The 16770-nt window shown below is 51.1% G+C and carries 15 protein-coding genes and 1 pseudogene; 4 read left to right on the plus strand and 12 right to left on the minus strand.

The window, feature by feature from the left end:
• Positions 1–67 precede the first annotated feature (67 nt).
• Positions 68–2221 carry a carbon starvation CstA family protein gene (locus AC07RN_RS11865; protein ID WP_012015921.1) on the minus strand — a complete coding sequence of 718 codons (2154 nt, stop codon included), beginning with the start codon at positions 2219–2221 and terminating at the stop codon, positions 68–70.
• Positions 2222–2424: 203 nt separating this feature from the next.
• A complete protein-coding gene (locus AC07RN_RS11870) occupies positions 2425–3336 on the minus strand; it encodes a helix-turn-helix transcriptional regulator (RefSeq protein ID WP_449554760.1) in 912 nt (303 codons plus the stop codon).
• A 238-nt stretch (positions 3337–3574) separates the two neighbouring features.
• Between AC07RN_RS11870 and tsr the strand changes: the two genes are divergently transcribed.
• Complete coding sequence (gene tsr, locus AC07RN_RS11875) at positions 3575–5239, plus strand: methyl-accepting chemotaxis protein (RefSeq protein WP_235134676.1); 1665 nt, start codon at positions 3575–3577, stop codon at positions 5237–5239.
• Positions 5240–5299: 60 nt separating this feature from the next.
• Here tsr and opgB read toward each other — a convergent pair whose 3' ends face one another.
• From opgB to AC07RN_RS11920, 9 genes are all read right to left on the minus strand, one after another.
• Positions 5300–7591 (minus strand): phosphatidylglycerol--membrane-oligosaccharide glycerophosphotransferase, encoded by a 2292-nt coding sequence (gene opgB / locus AC07RN_RS11880; protein ID WP_478336450.1) that lies wholly within the window; start codon positions 7589–7591, stop codon positions 5300–5302.
• A gap of 271 nt (positions 7592–7862) precedes the next feature.
• Positions 7863–8345, minus strand: coding sequence for a YjjA family protein (locus AC07RN_RS11885; protein ID WP_449554758.1), 483 nt, complete (start codon positions 8343–8345; stop codon positions 7863–7865).
• Between the two features lie 84 nt (positions 8346–8429).
• Complete coding sequence (gene dnaC, locus AC07RN_RS11890) at positions 8430–9167, minus strand: DNA replication protein DnaC (protein ID WP_478336552.1); 738 nt, start codon at positions 9165–9167, stop codon at positions 8430–8432.
• Positions 9168–9169: 2 nt separating this feature from the next.
• Positions 9170–9709, minus strand: a complete 540-nt coding sequence (gene dnaT, locus AC07RN_RS11895; protein WP_478336451.1) for a primosomal protein DnaT — start codon at positions 9707–9709, stop codon at positions 9170–9172.
• Between the two features lie 125 nt (positions 9710–9834).
• A complete protein-coding gene (locus tag AC07RN_RS11900; protein ID WP_012015928.1) occupies positions 9835–10263 on the minus strand; it encodes an organic hydroperoxide resistance protein in 429 nt (142 codons plus the stop codon).
• An 84-nt stretch (positions 10264–10347) separates the two neighbouring features.
• The gene (locus AC07RN_RS11905; protein ID WP_235134680.1) at positions 10348–10800 is read right to left on the minus strand and encodes a MarR family winged helix-turn-helix transcriptional regulator; all 453 of its coding nucleotides are present in this window, start codon (positions 10798–10800) and stop codon (positions 10348–10350) included.
• A 41-nt stretch (positions 10801–10841) separates the two neighbouring features.
• Entirely contained in the window at positions 10842–11483 is a 642-nt protein-coding gene (locus AC07RN_RS11910) for a TetR family transcriptional regulator (RefSeq protein WP_478336452.1), read from the minus strand.
• A 66-nt stretch (positions 11484–11549) separates the two neighbouring features.
• Entirely contained in the window at positions 11550–12023 is a 474-nt protein-coding gene (locus AC07RN_RS11915) for a threonine/serine exporter (RefSeq protein ID WP_012015931.1), read from the minus strand.
• Complete coding sequence (locus AC07RN_RS11920; RefSeq protein ID WP_478336453.1) at positions 12014–12790, minus strand: threonine/serine exporter family protein; 777 nt, start codon at positions 12788–12790, stop codon at positions 12014–12016. The genes AC07RN_RS11915 and AC07RN_RS11920 overlap by 10 nt, the downstream gene beginning before the upstream one ends.
• 377 nt (positions 12791–13167) lie before the next feature.
• Here AC07RN_RS11920 and AC07RN_RS11925 point away from each other — a divergent pair, with 377 nt between their 5' ends.
• Positions 13168–13890, plus strand: a complete 723-nt coding sequence (locus AC07RN_RS11925; protein ID WP_478336454.1) for a LuxR C-terminal-related transcriptional regulator — start codon at positions 13168–13170, stop codon at positions 13888–13890.
• An 11-nt stretch (positions 13891–13901) separates the two neighbouring features.
• Positions 13902–14536: pseudogene (gene bglJ / locus AC07RN_RS11930) on the plus strand (DNA-binding transcriptional activator BglJ).
• Between the two features lie 45 nt (positions 14537–14581).
• On the opposite strand, the gene AC07RN_RS11935 reads toward bglJ, so the two are convergent.
• Positions 14582–15040: a YbaK/EbsC family protein gene (locus AC07RN_RS11935; protein WP_012015935.1), complete on the minus strand. Its 459-nt coding sequence runs from the start codon at positions 15038–15040 to the stop codon at positions 14582–14584.
• A gap of 327 nt (positions 15041–15367) precedes the next feature.
• Between AC07RN_RS11935 and AC07RN_RS11940 the strand changes: the two genes are divergently transcribed.
• Positions 15368–16711, plus strand: a complete 1344-nt coding sequence (locus AC07RN_RS11940) for a PTS cellobiose transporter subunit IIC (RefSeq protein ID WP_012015936.1) — start codon at positions 15368–15370, stop codon at positions 16709–16711.
• The last annotated feature ends 59 nt before the right edge of the window (positions 16712–16770 follow it).

The following is a 16770-nucleotide window of genomic DNA, read 5'->3' on the forward strand; positions in this document are numbered from 1 at the left end:
CGAGGGGATCCGCCGGGCTTTGTTCCCCTCATGCTTTCTCCTGTGAGAGAGCGTGAGGGGAGAGGGATTAATGGTGTGAAGAAGTTTTCACGCCACCTTCCGGCACTGGCACATACGGGGTTTCTTTATCCGTACGACCGTCGGCGTTACGCACTTTCATCCAGGTTTTGATGCCATAGAAGATGATGCTGTAAACCACGACCAGGAACAGAATGCTCAGACCGGCGTTGGTGTAGTTGTTCACCACGATATGATTCATGTTGGCAATCTGTTGAGCCGTAAGGTCACCGCTGCCCGCCGCGATTTTCTCTTTGTACTGGTTAGCCATATACAGGAAGCCTTCCAGCTGCGGGTTGGTGCTGAACAGCTTCAGACCCAGCGCCCAGGTGGTGCAAAGCAGCAGCCACATCGCTGGAACCACGGTCACCCAGATGTATTTGGTGCGTTTCATTTTCACCAGAACAACTGTGCCGAGTACCAGGGCAACCGCCGCCAGCATCTGGTTAGAGATGCCGAACAGTGGCCACAGGCTCTTCACTCCGCCCAGCGGATCCACAACACCTTGATACAGCAGGTAACCCCACAGACCGACGCAGCCTGCTGTACCCAGAACACCGGCGACCAGAGAGTCGGTTTTCTTCAGGAACGGCACGAAGTTACCGAGCAAGTCTTGCAGCATGAAGCGGCCCGCACGGGTACCAGCGTCAAGCGCAGTCAGGATGAACAGCGCTTCGAACAGGATCCCGAAGTGATACCAGAAGCCCATATCCGCCCACGGTAATACTTTGTGGAACACGTGTGCGATACCGACGGCAAGCGTAGGCGCGCCACCGGCACGGTTCAGAATGGACGGTTCACCGATGTCTTTCGCGGTCTGCATGATTTGCTCAGGGGAGATAACAAAGCCCCAGGAGCTGACGGTCGCCGCCGCGTGGGCGCTAACGTCTTTCAACTGCGCCATGATAAGTGCGGCATTGTCACCGCCCATCTCATGCAGGTTTGGCATGGTGATGCCGAGGCCTGCTGGCGGGGTGTTCATCGCGAAATACAGACCCGGTTCGATGATAGACGCCGCAACCAGTGCCATGATCGCCACGAACGATTCCATCAGCATCGCGCCATAACCAATGAAGCGTGCGTCGGTTTCGTTGGCCATCAGCTTCGGCGTGGTGCCGGAAGCGATCAGCGCGTGGAAGCCAGACACCGCGCCACAGGCGATGGTGATGAACAGGAACGGGAACATCGCGCCTTTCCATAGCGGACCGGTGCCGTCGATGTACTGCGTGACCGCAGGCATTTTCAGTTCTGGGTTAATGATCACGATGCCAATCGCCAGACCGACGATCACGCCGATTTTCAGGAATGTCGCCAGGTAATCACGCGGTGCCAGAATCAGCCAGACCGGCAGCAGCGCGGAGATAAACGCGTAACCAATCAGGGCAAAGGTAATGGTGGTGTCTTTAAAGGTCAGCGCCGGGCCCCAGTACGGGTCGTGCGCAATAATACCGCCGAAGTAAATGGAGGCGACCAGCAACACGATACCAATGACCGACACTTCACCGACGCGTCCCGGACGCAGGAAGCGCATGTAAATGCCCATGAACAGCGCAATCGGCACGGTTGAACAGACGGTGAAGACGCCCCACGGGCTTTCCGCCAGCGCTTTCACGACGATTAACGCCAGTACCGCGAGGATGATAATCATGATGAGGAAGCAGCCGAACAGGGCAATGGTGCCCGGCACGCGGCCCATCTCTTCTTTGATCATCTCACCCAGCGAAGCACCGTTACGGCGCGTCGAGATGAACAGCACCATGAAGTCCTGCACCGCACCCGCCAGCACAACGCCTGCGAGCAGCCATAACGTGCCTGGCAGATAACCCATCTGTGCGGCAAGTACTGGCCCGACTAACGGACCCGCACCGGCAATCGCGGCAAAGTGGTGACCAAACAGTACATAGCGGTTAGTGGGAACGTAGTTCAGGCCGTCATTGTTAATGACCGCCGGTGTGGCACGCGTTGGGTCAAGCTTCATGACCTTTTGCGCGATGTACAAGCTGTAATAGCGGTACGCGACCAGATAGACAGAGACCGATGCGACTACGATCCACAGGGCACTGACGTGTTCGCCCCGACGTAATGCAACAACGGCCAGACAGAACGCACCGAGGATCCCGAGGAGTGCCCAGGGTACGTGCTTAAGAAGTTTTTTAGTATCCATAGTTAGACCTGGTTTTTTTAACTGTAAAAAGGGTCAGAGTTCGTTGTGAGGAAGTATTGATTAATGCTGAGGCGATCTTGCCAGATCTGCGCGCGTGTAAAGGAAGGTAAATCGGTGAGTGGTTGTTTGTGGAGGCTAAGCGGTCAAAGCGAGGGGCGAGTGGTTAAGTCTCGCCGCCAGTGGTCAGTATTATGTGATTGAGATCACGGTGTTTCTTCAAGTGATTCTGCGTGAGCGGTCGACAGGTAGCCTTCGAGCGTCTCGAAAAGCTTCACCCGCAGCCACTCGGGTTCTACGATCTGAATATTGGGCAGCCAGTAAAAGATCAGCGGCAGGATCTGGTTCTCATGCGCCGCCTGGCAGTGGATAGTGATCCCCTCATGGCTTTCCGCCACGATGTCCTGCTCGGGTAGCAGGTCTCGGCGCTTAAAATAGTGAGAAATATTATTATTGGTAAATATTTTTACTTCGAAAGTCTCTTCACTTACCCATGGGTCGAGATTTTTCTCCAGTAATTCCTGAGTATGCGGATCCAGAATAAACGTCTCTTTTTGAATATCAAACCAGCTTATTTGGCTCAGTGAAAATGATTTTAACCTGCCATTTTCGGTGGCTTGTAAATACCATATATTTTTTTTGTTAATTAATTTGTAGGGATTTACCGATCGCGTTTTGTCTTTATATGTCATCTGGCAAACATGGCGGTTTTTAATCGATTTCTCGATAGCCGTCAGATAGAGGCGAATATCCTTTTGTACCGTATGTTCTGCATCATTGTTGAGGATGAGAATATGGTTCTCTTCCACGCGTGATTCCAGATTCTGCCAAAACGCGGCTCCTCTGTCCGGGAAAAAACTATCCGCATTCAGGAGGTTAGCCACGGCGTTGTGCAACCCCTGGCCGCGGGAACTTGGTGTGGCGTGAATCAAACGATATTGACCGTTACCGGCGTGTTGAACAATGGGTGAGAGCGCATTTAGATCGCGATATACCGTTCGTTCAGTAATTTTAAATTTTTGCATCAGGTCGCTGCGGTGAACAACACCGTTTATATGCAGCTCCATAAGAATATCGACGAGCCGCTCAGCAGAGCGACTCCGGGCAGGAGTTGTCATAATTTATTCCCGTTTATTGACATGAATAAGTCTGAATGATGCCAATGGCACTGACAGAATATGTCAGTGCCACAAAGCAAAAATTTATCTTATGGATATATAACGGCCCGATTTAGGATAAACATTAATAATTTTTTGTGAAATGACGTGTAGTCACGCAAATCATCAACACGATTTCCTTAAAGTTTTCACTATCCAGGCCGAAAATTCTGTTATCTGTCTGATGGAAAGAGAAAACATGTTAAATCGTATCAAGATTGTCACCAGCTTGTTGCTGGTCTTGGCTATATTCGGCCTTTTACAACTGACATCCGGTGGTCTTTTCTTTAATGCCCTGAAGCATGACAAAGAAAACTTCACTGTTCTTCAAACTATTCGCCAGCAACAGTCCACGCTTAACGGCAGCTGGGTTGCGTTGCTGCAAACACGTAATACCCTGAATCGCGCGGGTATCCGTTACATGATGGATCAGAGCAATATCGGTAGCGGTGCAACCGTGAACGATCTGATGCAGATTGCGTCGACTTCCCTGAAGCAGGCGGAAAAAAACTGGGCCGACTACGAAGCCCTGCCGCGCGATCCGCGTCAGAGCGATGCTGCAGCTCAGGAAATTAAGCGTAACTACGATATTTATCACGGTGCGCTGGCTGAGCTTATCCAGCTACTGGGTGCTGGTAAAATCAATGACTTCTTCGATCAACCGACTCAGAGCTATCAGGACGGTTTCGAAAAAGAATATGTGAATTATCTGCAGCAGAATGACCATCTCTACGAAACCGCCGTCGCCGACAGCAACAGCTCTTACACTCAGGCTATCTGGGTGCTGATTAGCGTGCTGATCGCCGTGCTGGTAGTGATTGTTAGCGTCTGGCTGGGCATCAAGCAGTCTCTGATTTCTCCGCTGAACCGTCTGATCGACAGCATTCGTCATATCGCCAGCGGCGATTTGGTGAAGCGTATTGATGTCGAAGGCACTAACGAAATGGGACAGCTGGCTGACACTCTGCGTCATATGCAGAGTGAGCTGGTGAGTACTGTGGGTGATGTGCGTAACGGCGCGAATGCGATTTACAGCGGCGCGAGCGAAATCTCCGTCGGTAACAACGATCTCTCTTCCCGTACGGAGCAGCAGGCCGCTTCTCTGGAAGAGACCGCTGCCAGCATGGAACAGCTGACCGCAACCGTGAAGCAGAACGCCGAAAACGCCCGTCAGGCGAGCAATCTGGCGCTGAGCGCGTCCGAGACCGCGCAGAAAGGCGGAAAAGTGGTGGATAACGTGGTGCAAACCATGCGTGACATCGCTGGCAGTTCGCAGAAGATTGCTGACATTATCAGCGTAATCGACGGAATTGCTTTCCAGACCAACATTCTGGCACTGAACGCTGCGGTTGAAGCGGCGCGTGCGGGTGAACAGGGTCGTGGGTTTGCGGTGGTGGCTGGCGAAGTGCGCAATCTGGCGCAACGAAGTGCCCAGGCAGCCCGTGAAATTAAGAGCCTGATCGAAGATTCAGTTGGTCGCGTTGAGCTGGGTTCTACGCTGGTAGAAAGCGCCGGTGAAACGATGGGTGAAATCGTGAATGCGGTAACCCGCGTGACCGATATCATGGGCGAAATCGCCTCTGCCTCTGATGAGCAGAGCCGCGGTATCGACCAGGTGGGTCTGGCCGTTGCCGAGATGGACCGTGTGACTCAGCAGAACGCCTCGCTGGTGGAAGAATCTGCGGCTGCAGCGGCAGCACTGGAAGAGCAGGCGAGTCGTCTGACGCAGGCGGTTGCGGTGTTCCGTATTCAGCAGGAACAGGTGAAATCGCGTGAACAGGCCGGTCTTAAAACGCCCGCTACCTCAGTGAAAGCACGTAAAGCTGCGGCAACCACGTCCGGTGAAAACTGGGAAACCTTCTGATGTAAAAAAGCGCCCTGTTCAGGCGGGGCGCTTTTCCTTTCTTGTGCTTTCTTATTAACGCTAGCCGTCGCTCCGGACCACTTTCATTTCGACCATCCCAATACCCAGTTTACGCGGTGAATGCCCGAGGATGTTGCCTTCGTTAGTCGATTGCGGTTCCGGCGGGACAATCACGACGGTGCGACTGCGCGACGGATTATCGAAATGCAGCGTGGTGGTGGTGACCTCATTGCCAAGCGTCAGCATCTGTTGTGTATCGCCAATACGCACCGGAATGGGTTTATTGGCGTTTGGACCAAACGCTTTCGCGGTGATCACCAGATCGAATTTCTCGGGCAGCGGCTCGGCATATTCGATTTTGACTTCTTCGCCAAGCTGAGCGTTTGACCAGCGCCCCCATGACTCAGGGCGAGAAATCCCGCTGAACTGCTTCACTTCTTCTGGCGCACCGGCCACGTTAAACACGAAGCTGTCCGCTTTGTAGCGGATGTCGTTATCAACCACTTTGAGCAGATCGACGTTACGTTTGTAGCGATCGGTATCGATCACCGTATCTTTAAACGCCGTTTTGCCTTTCCACTGATCTTTATCGACATGCTGCACCGCCTGCTGGCCGCCTAACTGACCCTGGGATACACACCAGTCCGTCGAGAGGGACAGCGGCTGTGACCAGAGCTGACCCATTTTGTAGCAGCGATCGACCCAGACGAAGTTATCCCTTGGGGCGAAATCAGCGAGCTGGAAGCGCAGCGGAGCAGAATATTCGCTCTCTGGCAGCGGTTCGACGCGGTTGTCGGAGACGCGCAGCAGCAGCGGCAGACGGAACTGGCTGCCTGAAAACGCAATCATGTTTTTCTGCTGGTCGATGGTGAACGCTTTCATCTCTTTCGGGAAATTCCACAGGCGGATGACGTCCGGCTTCCACGCCAGAATTTTTTCTTTCATGTTCAGGAACACTTCTGACAGCGACTGCCCCGACAGGGTACTGCGCCCCAGCCCGATAAAGTTGTCACCGCCCAGGATATCCAGCACGGTGGCGCCGTTATCCATGGTATTCCGCTTGGTGGCAATGACATCCTGCTGAGGCTGATCGCCGCGCAGGACGAAGAATAAATTGCTGCGATCCTGTTTGTTCAGTGCATCCCATGCGGTGTTTTTCATCGCCAGATGGTCGGAAGAGACCACAATGACCGTGTTTTTAAAGTACGGTGACGCTTTGATTTTATGGATAAAGGCGGCGATATGTTCCTGGCTACAGGTGACGGCGCTGAATGACTGATTTGCTTTTCCATTAATTGCGTAACTTTTACGCTGGCAGGTGCGCGAAATAAAACCGTCCGGATGGTGCGTGTCGACCGTCAACGCAAACAGAGAAAAGCGCTTGCCGGATTGAGACAGCTCTTCAAATTTTTTCCAGGTTTCGTCCAGCACCGTGTCGTCGTAGAACCCCCAGTCATTGCGATAAGCGGGGTCGGCGACGGTGGTTTTTAACTCTTCAGCGCCGTACAGGTGCTCGAACCCGTGGGATTTCAGGAACACGTCTTTGCCAGCGAAACGCAGATTTGCGCCCTGCATAAAGTAGTTTTCGTAGCCGGAGTTTTTCAGAATATCGCCCAGGCAAATATTCTGCGGGAAGAAACTCGACATCGAAGCGGAGGCGTTGCCTTCGAAGGGCGCAAACAGCGGAATGCCGCACTGGGACGCGACCATGCCGGCAATCGTGTAATCCGTGCCAGGCAGTTGCGCGGTATGGCTGAAATCCAGCCCTTCGTTTTTAAGTGCACCGAGATCTGGCGTCAGGTTTGGGAACGCATCGTTATCAAAATAGGTACGCTCAAGACTTTCTCCGTAGATATACACCAGGTTGAGTTTTGGATTGGGAATAGATTTAGCGGGCTCTTTGTAATAGGCCGTGAAATCCGGGTCGCCATCGCGCGACTGGGATTTTACCAACTCGGTCACCTGATGAAACGCCGGGCTGGCATCGACCGACCCAAGCGCCAGCATCAATGCCAGCAGACTGTAACCCACATGGTGCGGATGGTGACGGCGACGGCGAAGGACCCAACCCAGCGTCCCAAACACCGCAACCAGCGCCAGAGCAACACCTACACCCGGAAGTATGTACTTACTCACACCTGCGCCCGTCAGGCTGTTGGTGAGGGTATAAAGTACGGCGTCATTAATACCATCACCGGTAAAGTAATCGCTGGCGTACAGGGTAATGTTCAAAACAATAAAAATGCCCAATACCAGAAGCGTGGCAACAAACCACCAGGTATTGCGACCCGCTTTCCACGCATAAATGCCAATGGAAGCCAGGAAAAGGGTAAGGGATATAAACTCTGACAACAGCATTATCCTCAATAGCGCCAGTCTCTTTACTGGCCAGCTGATGACTTTTTGGGAAACCAATTTAATAGCGAAGTCACACAGCTGCAATTTTAGTGTCACTAAATTGTGCTGTTGTTAGGATTTGGTTTAGAAATTGGAAATTTTGAACGCCGTCGCATCCCGGTATGAGGGGAAGGAGACCCTGGCAAGTAAGCAAAATCCGACTCTGACGCCGCGGCGCAAGGATAACCTGGCAAACGCGGCGTGTTTTGGCAGAAAATGGGATGGATCAGGAGAGGAAATTAACGCCTTGTTTTAGCACCAGATCGCAGGCTTTGGTTTTCACCTTTTTCGCCAGCGCGGAGTCACCCAAGGTGCTCAGATTCAGCTGCTCGCCGTTCTGCGCATTGAGCAGGCCCTGGATTCCATCCATGTAGTTCGTGTCTTGTTTCTGTTCTTGGGTATCCATGCCCAGTTTGCCCAGAACCTGGTTTTTAATGTTCTGGGTATCCGTCACCGATGCCAGTTTCTCTTTTGCACAATAGCCGAGAATACCCGCCGCATTGTTCATGGTGCCTGCGCTCAGGCTCTGATTGCTGTTACCTAACAGGCTGGTCAGAGATGACGCCGAAAGGCCACCGCTTTCAGAGTTGCTGCCTTTGGTCAGCTCGTTGGCTGCGCTGGATAAAGAGTCCTGCCATGAGGCGGCGTGTGCTGCGCCAGTGAGCAGAGCGACGCCGAGAGCAGTGCTGAGAAGAAGATTTTTTTTCATGATATTGACTCGAGAATGGCCCCGGTTGGGCTGGAATGGGCACCAGTATATACCGCTGAAGGGCGCGCCATTCCTGGAAATATCTTAATACTCTTTGCCCGTTACGCGGCTGCGATAACTGCCCCAGTTAAAATTAACCCACAAGCTAGAACCTAGACGCATCCTATCCATCACACGCTCACCTAAAAGTTGGCTCATCTCTTGAAGAGTGTAATTCGTAAGCATACCTGTAGGACGTTTAGAGGATGATCTACGATCAACTATTTGATTAATTATCACTTTTTCATATTTAGATTCAGTCTGAACACCAATTTCATCAATAACAAGTAAATCGACGTTACTTAGATCAGTAAGCAACTGTTCTTCACTCAACTGTTTGTTATTAAAAGTATCTTTCATCGCAGACATAATATCCGCAACGGTAATTATTAATACTGATTTTCCTTGTAATAACAAGGCATTGCATATTGCAGCTGCAAGATGGTTTTTGCCCGTTCCTGGCTTTCCTGTAAAGATAAAGCTCGCAATGTTATCTTCAAAGCCCTCAACATATTGCTTAGCTCTTTCTAGAGCATTTAATTGGCCATCGCTTTCAACTGTATAATTTTCAAAAGAACAGTTCTGATGGAGCGGGCGGATTCCAGAGCGGTTAAACGTTCGCTGCATTTTCATCGCGCGGTTTTCGCGGGCCAGTGCAGCAGCGCGGATCTCACCCTGTTCTTTCTGCCATGCCAGGAGCTCTTCGCCGGTGGTAAAAGCGGGCTTTACATTGGCTGGCATCATTTTTTGCAGACGCTTCATTAGCTCGCCGACATTTTTCATATTCATCCTCTAAATCCAGGTGGAATAGTATTATCCGGTTCAGAAATTGCATTGATATCGCGTTTTGGCTGCCCGCCGTTACTGGCGCGATTCATCTGCACGCTACGGGCTAACTTTTGCTGCCACTGTACATGGTGAAACACTTTGCCTTCTGCCTGCCAATAAGTCACGAATGCAGCCAATTCTTCTGGCGTCACGGGCTGAGCGAGCGCGATGCCCCACAGACCTGCCAGCCGCTGGAAATCAGCATCGGGCTGCCAGCCTGCGTACATGGCGAATTTCCCCATAGGGATCGCGACGGGCGCACTGGCGGGTTCTTCGAAGAATTGTGTATCCAGAGCGACGTCGCTCGCTGGGCGCGACAGGCGCGCTTCGATTTCCAAAAGCTGGGCCAGACGATCGGGCGTGATCGCATAAAAAGCCGGTGCATTGTCGGCAAATACGGCGATAGTGCCGCCTTCGGCGTTATTCAGTACGCCGCGGGGATCGCGCATAAAGGCATCAATTCCAGCGACGCTGGTGGTCAAAATTCTGGAGGACATACACTTTCTCTACTGAATGACTGCGGGCGTGATATGGGCTTATGGTAGCACAGAGAAGAAGGGCGAAGCAGGGGATCGTGCGGGGGTTTTACCCTCTCCAGAGAGGAGAGGGTAGTGAACTGGAATTACGCGATAATATTCAGTGTGACGTCGATATTGCCACGGGTTGCGTTGGAGTAAGGGCAAACGATGTGTGCCGCATCAACCAGTTTTTTGGCTTCTGCTGGATCCATACCTTCAACGTGAATATTCAGTTTGGCTTCGATACCAAAACCAGTTGGCAGTGGCCCGATACCCACTTCGCCTTCGATAAAGGCATCTTTTGGCAGGGCAATTTTGTCACGGTTAGAGACGAACTTCATTGCGCCCAAGAAGCAGGCAGAATAGCCCGCAGCAAACAGCTGCTCTGGGTTAGTGACTTCACCCCCCATGCCTCCCATCTCTTTTGGTACGCCCAGCTTAACGTCCAGTACGCCGTCAGAAGAGGTCGCACGGCCATCACGGCCTCCGGTGGCTTTGGCTTTGGCGGTATAAACAACTTTTTCTAAAGACATGGCAGATTCCTCATCTTACTTTTATGTGTGCTATTAAATAGCGTGCGATATACATGGTCAAATCAATACATATTAACTATAGCTTCAGGCGCGATGGAGTTGCTGGCGCAGTTGCTCAAGCTGTTGCTTAAGTGCGACCAAGGTTTCGGTATCGCATTGCGCGGCGCAGCCAACAGCCTGAGGAATATCCTGCGCCTGCTGTTGCAGCGCGCGGCCGTCATCACTCAGCGTGACGGCGACCTGACGTTCATCCTGACGTGAACGCTGGCGTACAATCAAACCGGCGCTTTCCAGTCGCTTCAGCAGCGGGGTAAGCGTTGCGGAATCCAGAAACAGACGTTCGCCAATTTCCGACACCGTGATGTCATCCTGCTCCCACAAAATCAGCATCACAAGATACTGGGGGTAGGTCAGGTTAAGCGGTGCCAGCAGTTGCCGGTACAGCTTATTGAGCGCCAGGTTTGCCGAGTAAAGGGCAAAACAGAGCTGGTTATCCAGCAACAGCGCAGCGGTGGTGTCGGTCTTTTTCGTGTTCATGAATTTAATATAGGTAGTGCGCGATTTAATTGCAAGCGATTTTATGGGCAGGTGTAGCGTAATGCGACCTGAACGGCCATTTTGCGATAGTGCTGACGTTGCGCCTGCTCATCTGCGCCGTCTTCAAACAGCAGCGTGAAGGTGTAACTGTTGGCGACGTAGTGAAAGCTGAAACTGCTGATCAGGCGGTGTAAATCACGGGCATCAACGGTTTGATTAAAAAGCTGTTTTTCTTTTCCACGACGCAGGATCGCTTCGAGTAAATCCAGCGCGCTGCGGTTAACCTGACGCAAATAGTTGGACTGCTGCATGAAGCGGCCGCGCTGCATATTCTCCATGCAAATAATTCGGATGTAATCGGGGTGGTCGGCATGATAATCAAATGTCGCTTCTACCAAATGCACCAGCGCTTCAACCGGCGGTAAGACCGCCAGACTGAGCTGTTTTTCGCTGGCGCGTATCTGGGTATAAACGTATTCGAGCGCCTGAAGATACAGATTTTCTTTTGTTTTATAGTGATAAACCACCATGCGCTTAGTGGTACCGGCTTTCTCGGCAATTTGTTCCATGCGTGCGCCGTTCAGCCCGTATTCAGCAAACAGGGCGATCGCGCTTTGAAAAATTTTGTCCTTCAAACTGGAATCGTCATTATGATCGGGGAATTCGCTGCCAGGGTTAGCCACTTCCTCTCCTTACATTGCCAAACAGAATGCAGGGATTATCACCATCGCAGCGCGATAACACAAATCTCAAACGCGTGGGCGTTTACGGTACAGCCACAAACCGGGTATCGACAGGCCAATGGAGAGCGCGCCGACGATTGATGAGGCTTTCAGGAAGTTGCTCAGCAGAAGAATCATTTGCGGTTCGCTGTAGCCAAAATGGCTAATTTTTACCGCCGAGATCATCGCGGTATAAGCCGAAATACCGGGGAACATGGGGATCACCGCGGCAACGGTGAAGACTTTTGGATGCGCCAGATACCAACGTGACCACTGAATACCGATGCAGCCGACTAGCATAGAAGCCATGAACGTTGACCATTCAATGTTAAACCCGGCGGTCATCATCACCATCCGCGACCCGTGGCCGATGGCACCTAACAATGCACACCAGCGAAGGGCGCGATGCGGCACGTTGAAGACCATGGCAAACCCCACGGCGGGAATGGCGGACAGAGCCATGTCTTGTGCCAAGGCTAACAGAAACTCGATTATGCCCATCCGCGCAGCCCCCACAGCGTCATTGCCATCACCACGCCGATGCAGGTGGCAAGAGTCAGTAAACTGGCAATCGCCCAGCGTGCCAGGCCCGTATTGATATGCCCTTTGAACATGTCTGCAACGGAGTTAATTAACGGGAATCCTGGTACCAGGAGCAGCACGCTGGCTGCCATCGCGACGGTGGGTGTGTTGGCAAACATGGGCAGGCGCAACAGTAAACCGGAGACAGTTGTGGCGACAAACGCGGCGATACAAAAGTTGATCTGCGGATGCATATGTCGCTGGGTGAGAAGCTGGCGAACATACATCGCGATAGCGCTGGCGAAAAATGTCACGACTGCGCCGTCCCAGCCGCCATTATTGAGTTTGCAAAAGCAGGCGCAGGAAAGGCCCACCATCACGACCACTAACCAGCGCGGATAACGCAGGGGTTTGATCTGATGAAAACGTTTTTCGACCGTATTCAGGTCCAGCAGCTTATGCTCAGCCATGATCACGATGTGCTGAACTTCCGTCACCACGTGCATGTTAATGCCACGGTCCTGGTTTTTACGCGTTGAAGTGAGGCACTGCCCATCTTTTATGGTTGTTAGCACAATAGCATTTGAAGAGATGGAGCTCTCGACGCTGTCCATTCCGAGCGCGAGTCCCAGCCGTGTGGAGAGTTCTTCGACCAGCGCGCTTTCCGCGCCATGTTGCAATAGAAAGAGACCGCACTGAATACAAAGCCGCGTGACGGCGCGTTGTGACGACTGATCTGCCTGCATTTGAAACCCTGAAAAATGAGAACTGCCAGATTGTCTGGAATGTCTATTTTTAGCACAAACCCCGGGCGCTCTGGCTCTGAGTCAGATCAACATTTGTTCAATCAGTGATAAGGGGCAAAACAGGTTTTATATATTCTGTGAATAATAAAGGCATGAATATATCATTTCTTAATTCGTAAACCGTTGTTGATATTTCATGTTTAGGCTATTAAATTATGCGATTTTTGTACTATATTAATATTGAGTTTAGGTTTCATGATGACTGAATACCTTGTTAATATAATCTCTGCTGTTATTTCGATTTAAGTATGTTACTTGTATCTAAAATTGGACTTTAAATATCTTTATAATAGATGAAGAAAGGAATCGGAGAATCTATGTCATCGGTGAAGGGCAAGTTTGCAATTGTGATTAGTAAAATTCCCATGGTGCAAATGGGGTTGGGATGCATGATGGCAAGGCATTTTCCTGAATACGAAGCGACATATTGTCGAACTCAGGATGAACTGACAAGCTTGCAGGTTAAAAGAACTGCCGTCGTCATTGCCGATATCTCAGGCGAATACTTTAATCCTCGTGGTGCGCTTGAACAATATTATTTATTAATGAGTCAGTATAAGGACATTCACTGGATATTTTTAATCTCTCGACCTCTCTACCCCCTGGCGATTGAGTTGCTGATGTGTCCGCAGAGCACTCTCCTTTCAGATATGGGGCCGGTTGAAGGAGTGATTAACGCCCTCTGTGCGGGCCGCGAACGTGCTGAGCGGATAAGTCAGGCCTTGTTACTTCCCGAGCCACAGGCGTTGAACAAAGAGCCTGAGCGAGCCGTAACATTGACGCTTTCTGAGCGTCAGGTATTACGTCTTCTGGGTAAAGGTTGGGGTATTAATCAAATTGCGTCCTTATTGAATAAAAGTAACAAGACGATCAGTGCTCAGAAAAATAGTGCGATGCGCCGGTTATCGCTGCACGGTAATGCTGAAATGTACTCATGGATCAACAGTTCACAAGGAATGAGAGAGTTAAACTTAATTTCAGCCTATGGAGAACCAAAGGAATGGAAACAAATATCGCAAGAAGACACATTGCAGTCATAGAACCCTGTGATATGAGTGCTATTGGTCTGGAACATTTTTTTACGACGGTTTCATTTCGGCCATATCAGTTGCATCTGTTTAAGAATTTCGACAGTTTTAATACTGCTCTTACGTATATTCCTTTTTTTCGGTGATCTATTCGCTGTCAGACGCCCGCGAAGAGCGACGGAATTGTCTGGTTTATATGCGCGAGCTTGCGTTTAAACATGGCGCGATACAGCGCATTATCCTGGCGGGCGATGAGGTTGAGGCTAGATTGATCGGCCAGCTTTCACCTTCTCGTCTTCACGGCATTATTAGCAAGTCTTCGTCACTGGTCGATCTGAGAAGGCAGCTCATCACTTTGCTGAGTGAAACGGGACAGGTGAACAGCAATGCGTTTACCCACTGGCATGGTTGCCATACCCGGATGTTAAGTCCAACCGAACGAACGGTTTTACGATACATGTCGTCGGGTCTTTCCATACCCGAAATTGCGGAACAGCTAGAGCGCAATATCAAAACTATCCGTGCGCACAAATACAACGCGATGCTGAAACTGGGCGTGAATTCTGACGTTGGACTTCTCGCTGCGGCGGACATTCTCAGGAATCTGCCAATGGTTAAGCCACGGTTCGCCTTGTGGGTTGCACCATTTTACTCATAGTGCAAAACCGGAAATCGCCCTGCGCCAGATTTCTGGCGCAACGATTCAAATGCAAACATCAACCCATTTAGCCGACGTGAGTTCAGCCATTCGTTCAGGCTTAATGCGCACGGCACTGCGGATTGACCCGGCAGCGGGCAGGACTTCGTCGTATTGCTTGAGCGAGATGTCACAAAAAACGGACAGAGGATTTTCTAGCCCAAAGGGACAGACACCCCCAACAGGGTGCCCGGTTAATGTCACCACTTCATCGCTGCTGAGCATTCGCGCTTTTGCGCCAAAAGTGTCTTTCAGCTTTTTGTTATCCAGGCGTGCATCGCCTTTCGCCACGACCAGAATCACCTCATTTTTTACTTTGAGCGATAACGTCTTGGCGATTTGACCCGGTTCAACGTGATGGGCGGCGGCAGCCAACGCAACAGTGGCCGTGCTCTGACTCAACTCAATGACATCAATATCTGGGGCATTGTCAGCAAAAAATTGCTGTACGGACTGCAAACTCATTGTTATCTCCTGACAATTATCCTGCGTAATCTGTCATAAGAAATTATGCTCTGTAAATATCTCTTAAGTAACAAATATCCCTGACTCCCGATTTCTGGATCGCCTTCACAATCACGGAAACCGGTTACAGTAACCGGTTGCAGAGCGAGAAAGAGAGATTAATACTGACTGTGTAACGTCCCCTGTATCCAATAATAAGAGTCAATCATGAAACGATCTGTCCCTGTTTTGCCGCTGGTTCATGACCCAGCAAGGTGGTGAAAATGATGTATGGAACACCGTATGACGCGTCTGCGTCGGAACTGATCATCTGACAGGAGAACCATTATGTCTGCCAACCATGCTGCGTTTAATTTGATATTCCGATTTGTCGAAAACTATGTCAGTCCCATTGCCGGGCGGATCTCCTCCCAGCGTCATGTTATGGCCATTCGCGATGGATTTATTTCTGCGATGCCGTTCATGATTGTCGGTTCATTCTTATTAGTCTTTGCTTACCCGCCGTTCTCACCGGACACCACCTGGGGCTTTGCGCGTGCGTGGCTGGATATGGCGAAGCAGTTCGAAGGGCAAATCCTCACCCCGTTTGATATGACCATGGGCATCATGTCCATCTATATCTGTGCGGCGATCGCGTATAACCTGGGCAAGCACTACGTTAAGTCACATCAGCTTGACCCGTTTATGTGCGCGATGCTGTCCTTAATGGCATTTTTACTGGTTGCTGCGCCGAAAACAAAAGGGGCGATGCCGGTTGACAGCCTGGGCGGGACCGGGATTTTTACAGCGATTCTGGTGGCGATTTATTGCGTCGAAATGATGCGTTTCCTGAAAGCGCATAATATTGGCATCCGTCTTCCGGATCAGGTTCCGCCGATGATCAAAAATTCATTTGATCTTCTGATTCCTGTGCTGGTTGTCGTCCTGACGCTTTACCCCCTGAGCCTCTTTATCCAGTCTCAGTTTGATATGCTCATTCCGCAAGCCATCATGTCTATCTTCAAGCCGTTGGTTTCCGCAGCGGATTCTCTGCCTGCCATTCTGCTGGCGGTGCTGATCGCGCATTTACTGTGGTTTGCCGGAATACACGGCGCGGCGATTGTCTCCGGGATGCTGCAAATGTTCTGGCTGACCAACCTCGGCATGAACCAGTCTGCGCTGGCGCAAAGCGCGCCACTGCCGCATATCTTCATGGAAGCGTTCTGGACATTCTTCATCGTCATTGGCGGCTCGGGCGCGACAATGGGTCTGGTCTTATGTTACTTGCGCAGTCGTTCTGCGCATCTGCGTTCCATTGGTCGTCTGAGCGTCGTGCCGAGTATTTTCAACATCAACGAACCGGTTATTTTTGGTACACCGATTGTGATGAACCCGGTGTTCTTTATTCCATTCCTGCTGGCACCCATGGTTAACGCCGTGCTCGCCTGGGCAGCCATGAAGCTGGATCTTATTGGTCGTGTTATTTCCGTTGTGCCATGGACCGCTCCGGCTCCGGTGGGCGCTGCGTGGGCGTTGGGTTGGGATTTCCGTGCGGCGCTGCTGGTCATTCTGCTGGCGTTAGTCTCGGGAATTATCTATTACCCGTTCTTCAAAGTGTACGAGAAGCAACTTCTGCAGCAAGAAGCAGAGGAAGCTCAGCGCGCAGATGAAGAAAGTCAGCAAGTAGCGTAGTGAAAAGCAAAACGGCAACCAAGGTTGCCGTTTTGACTCTTTTGGCTTCTTCCGCGGGG

The sequence above is a fragment of the Lelliottia sp. GFLA7 genome (assembly GCF_056490165.1).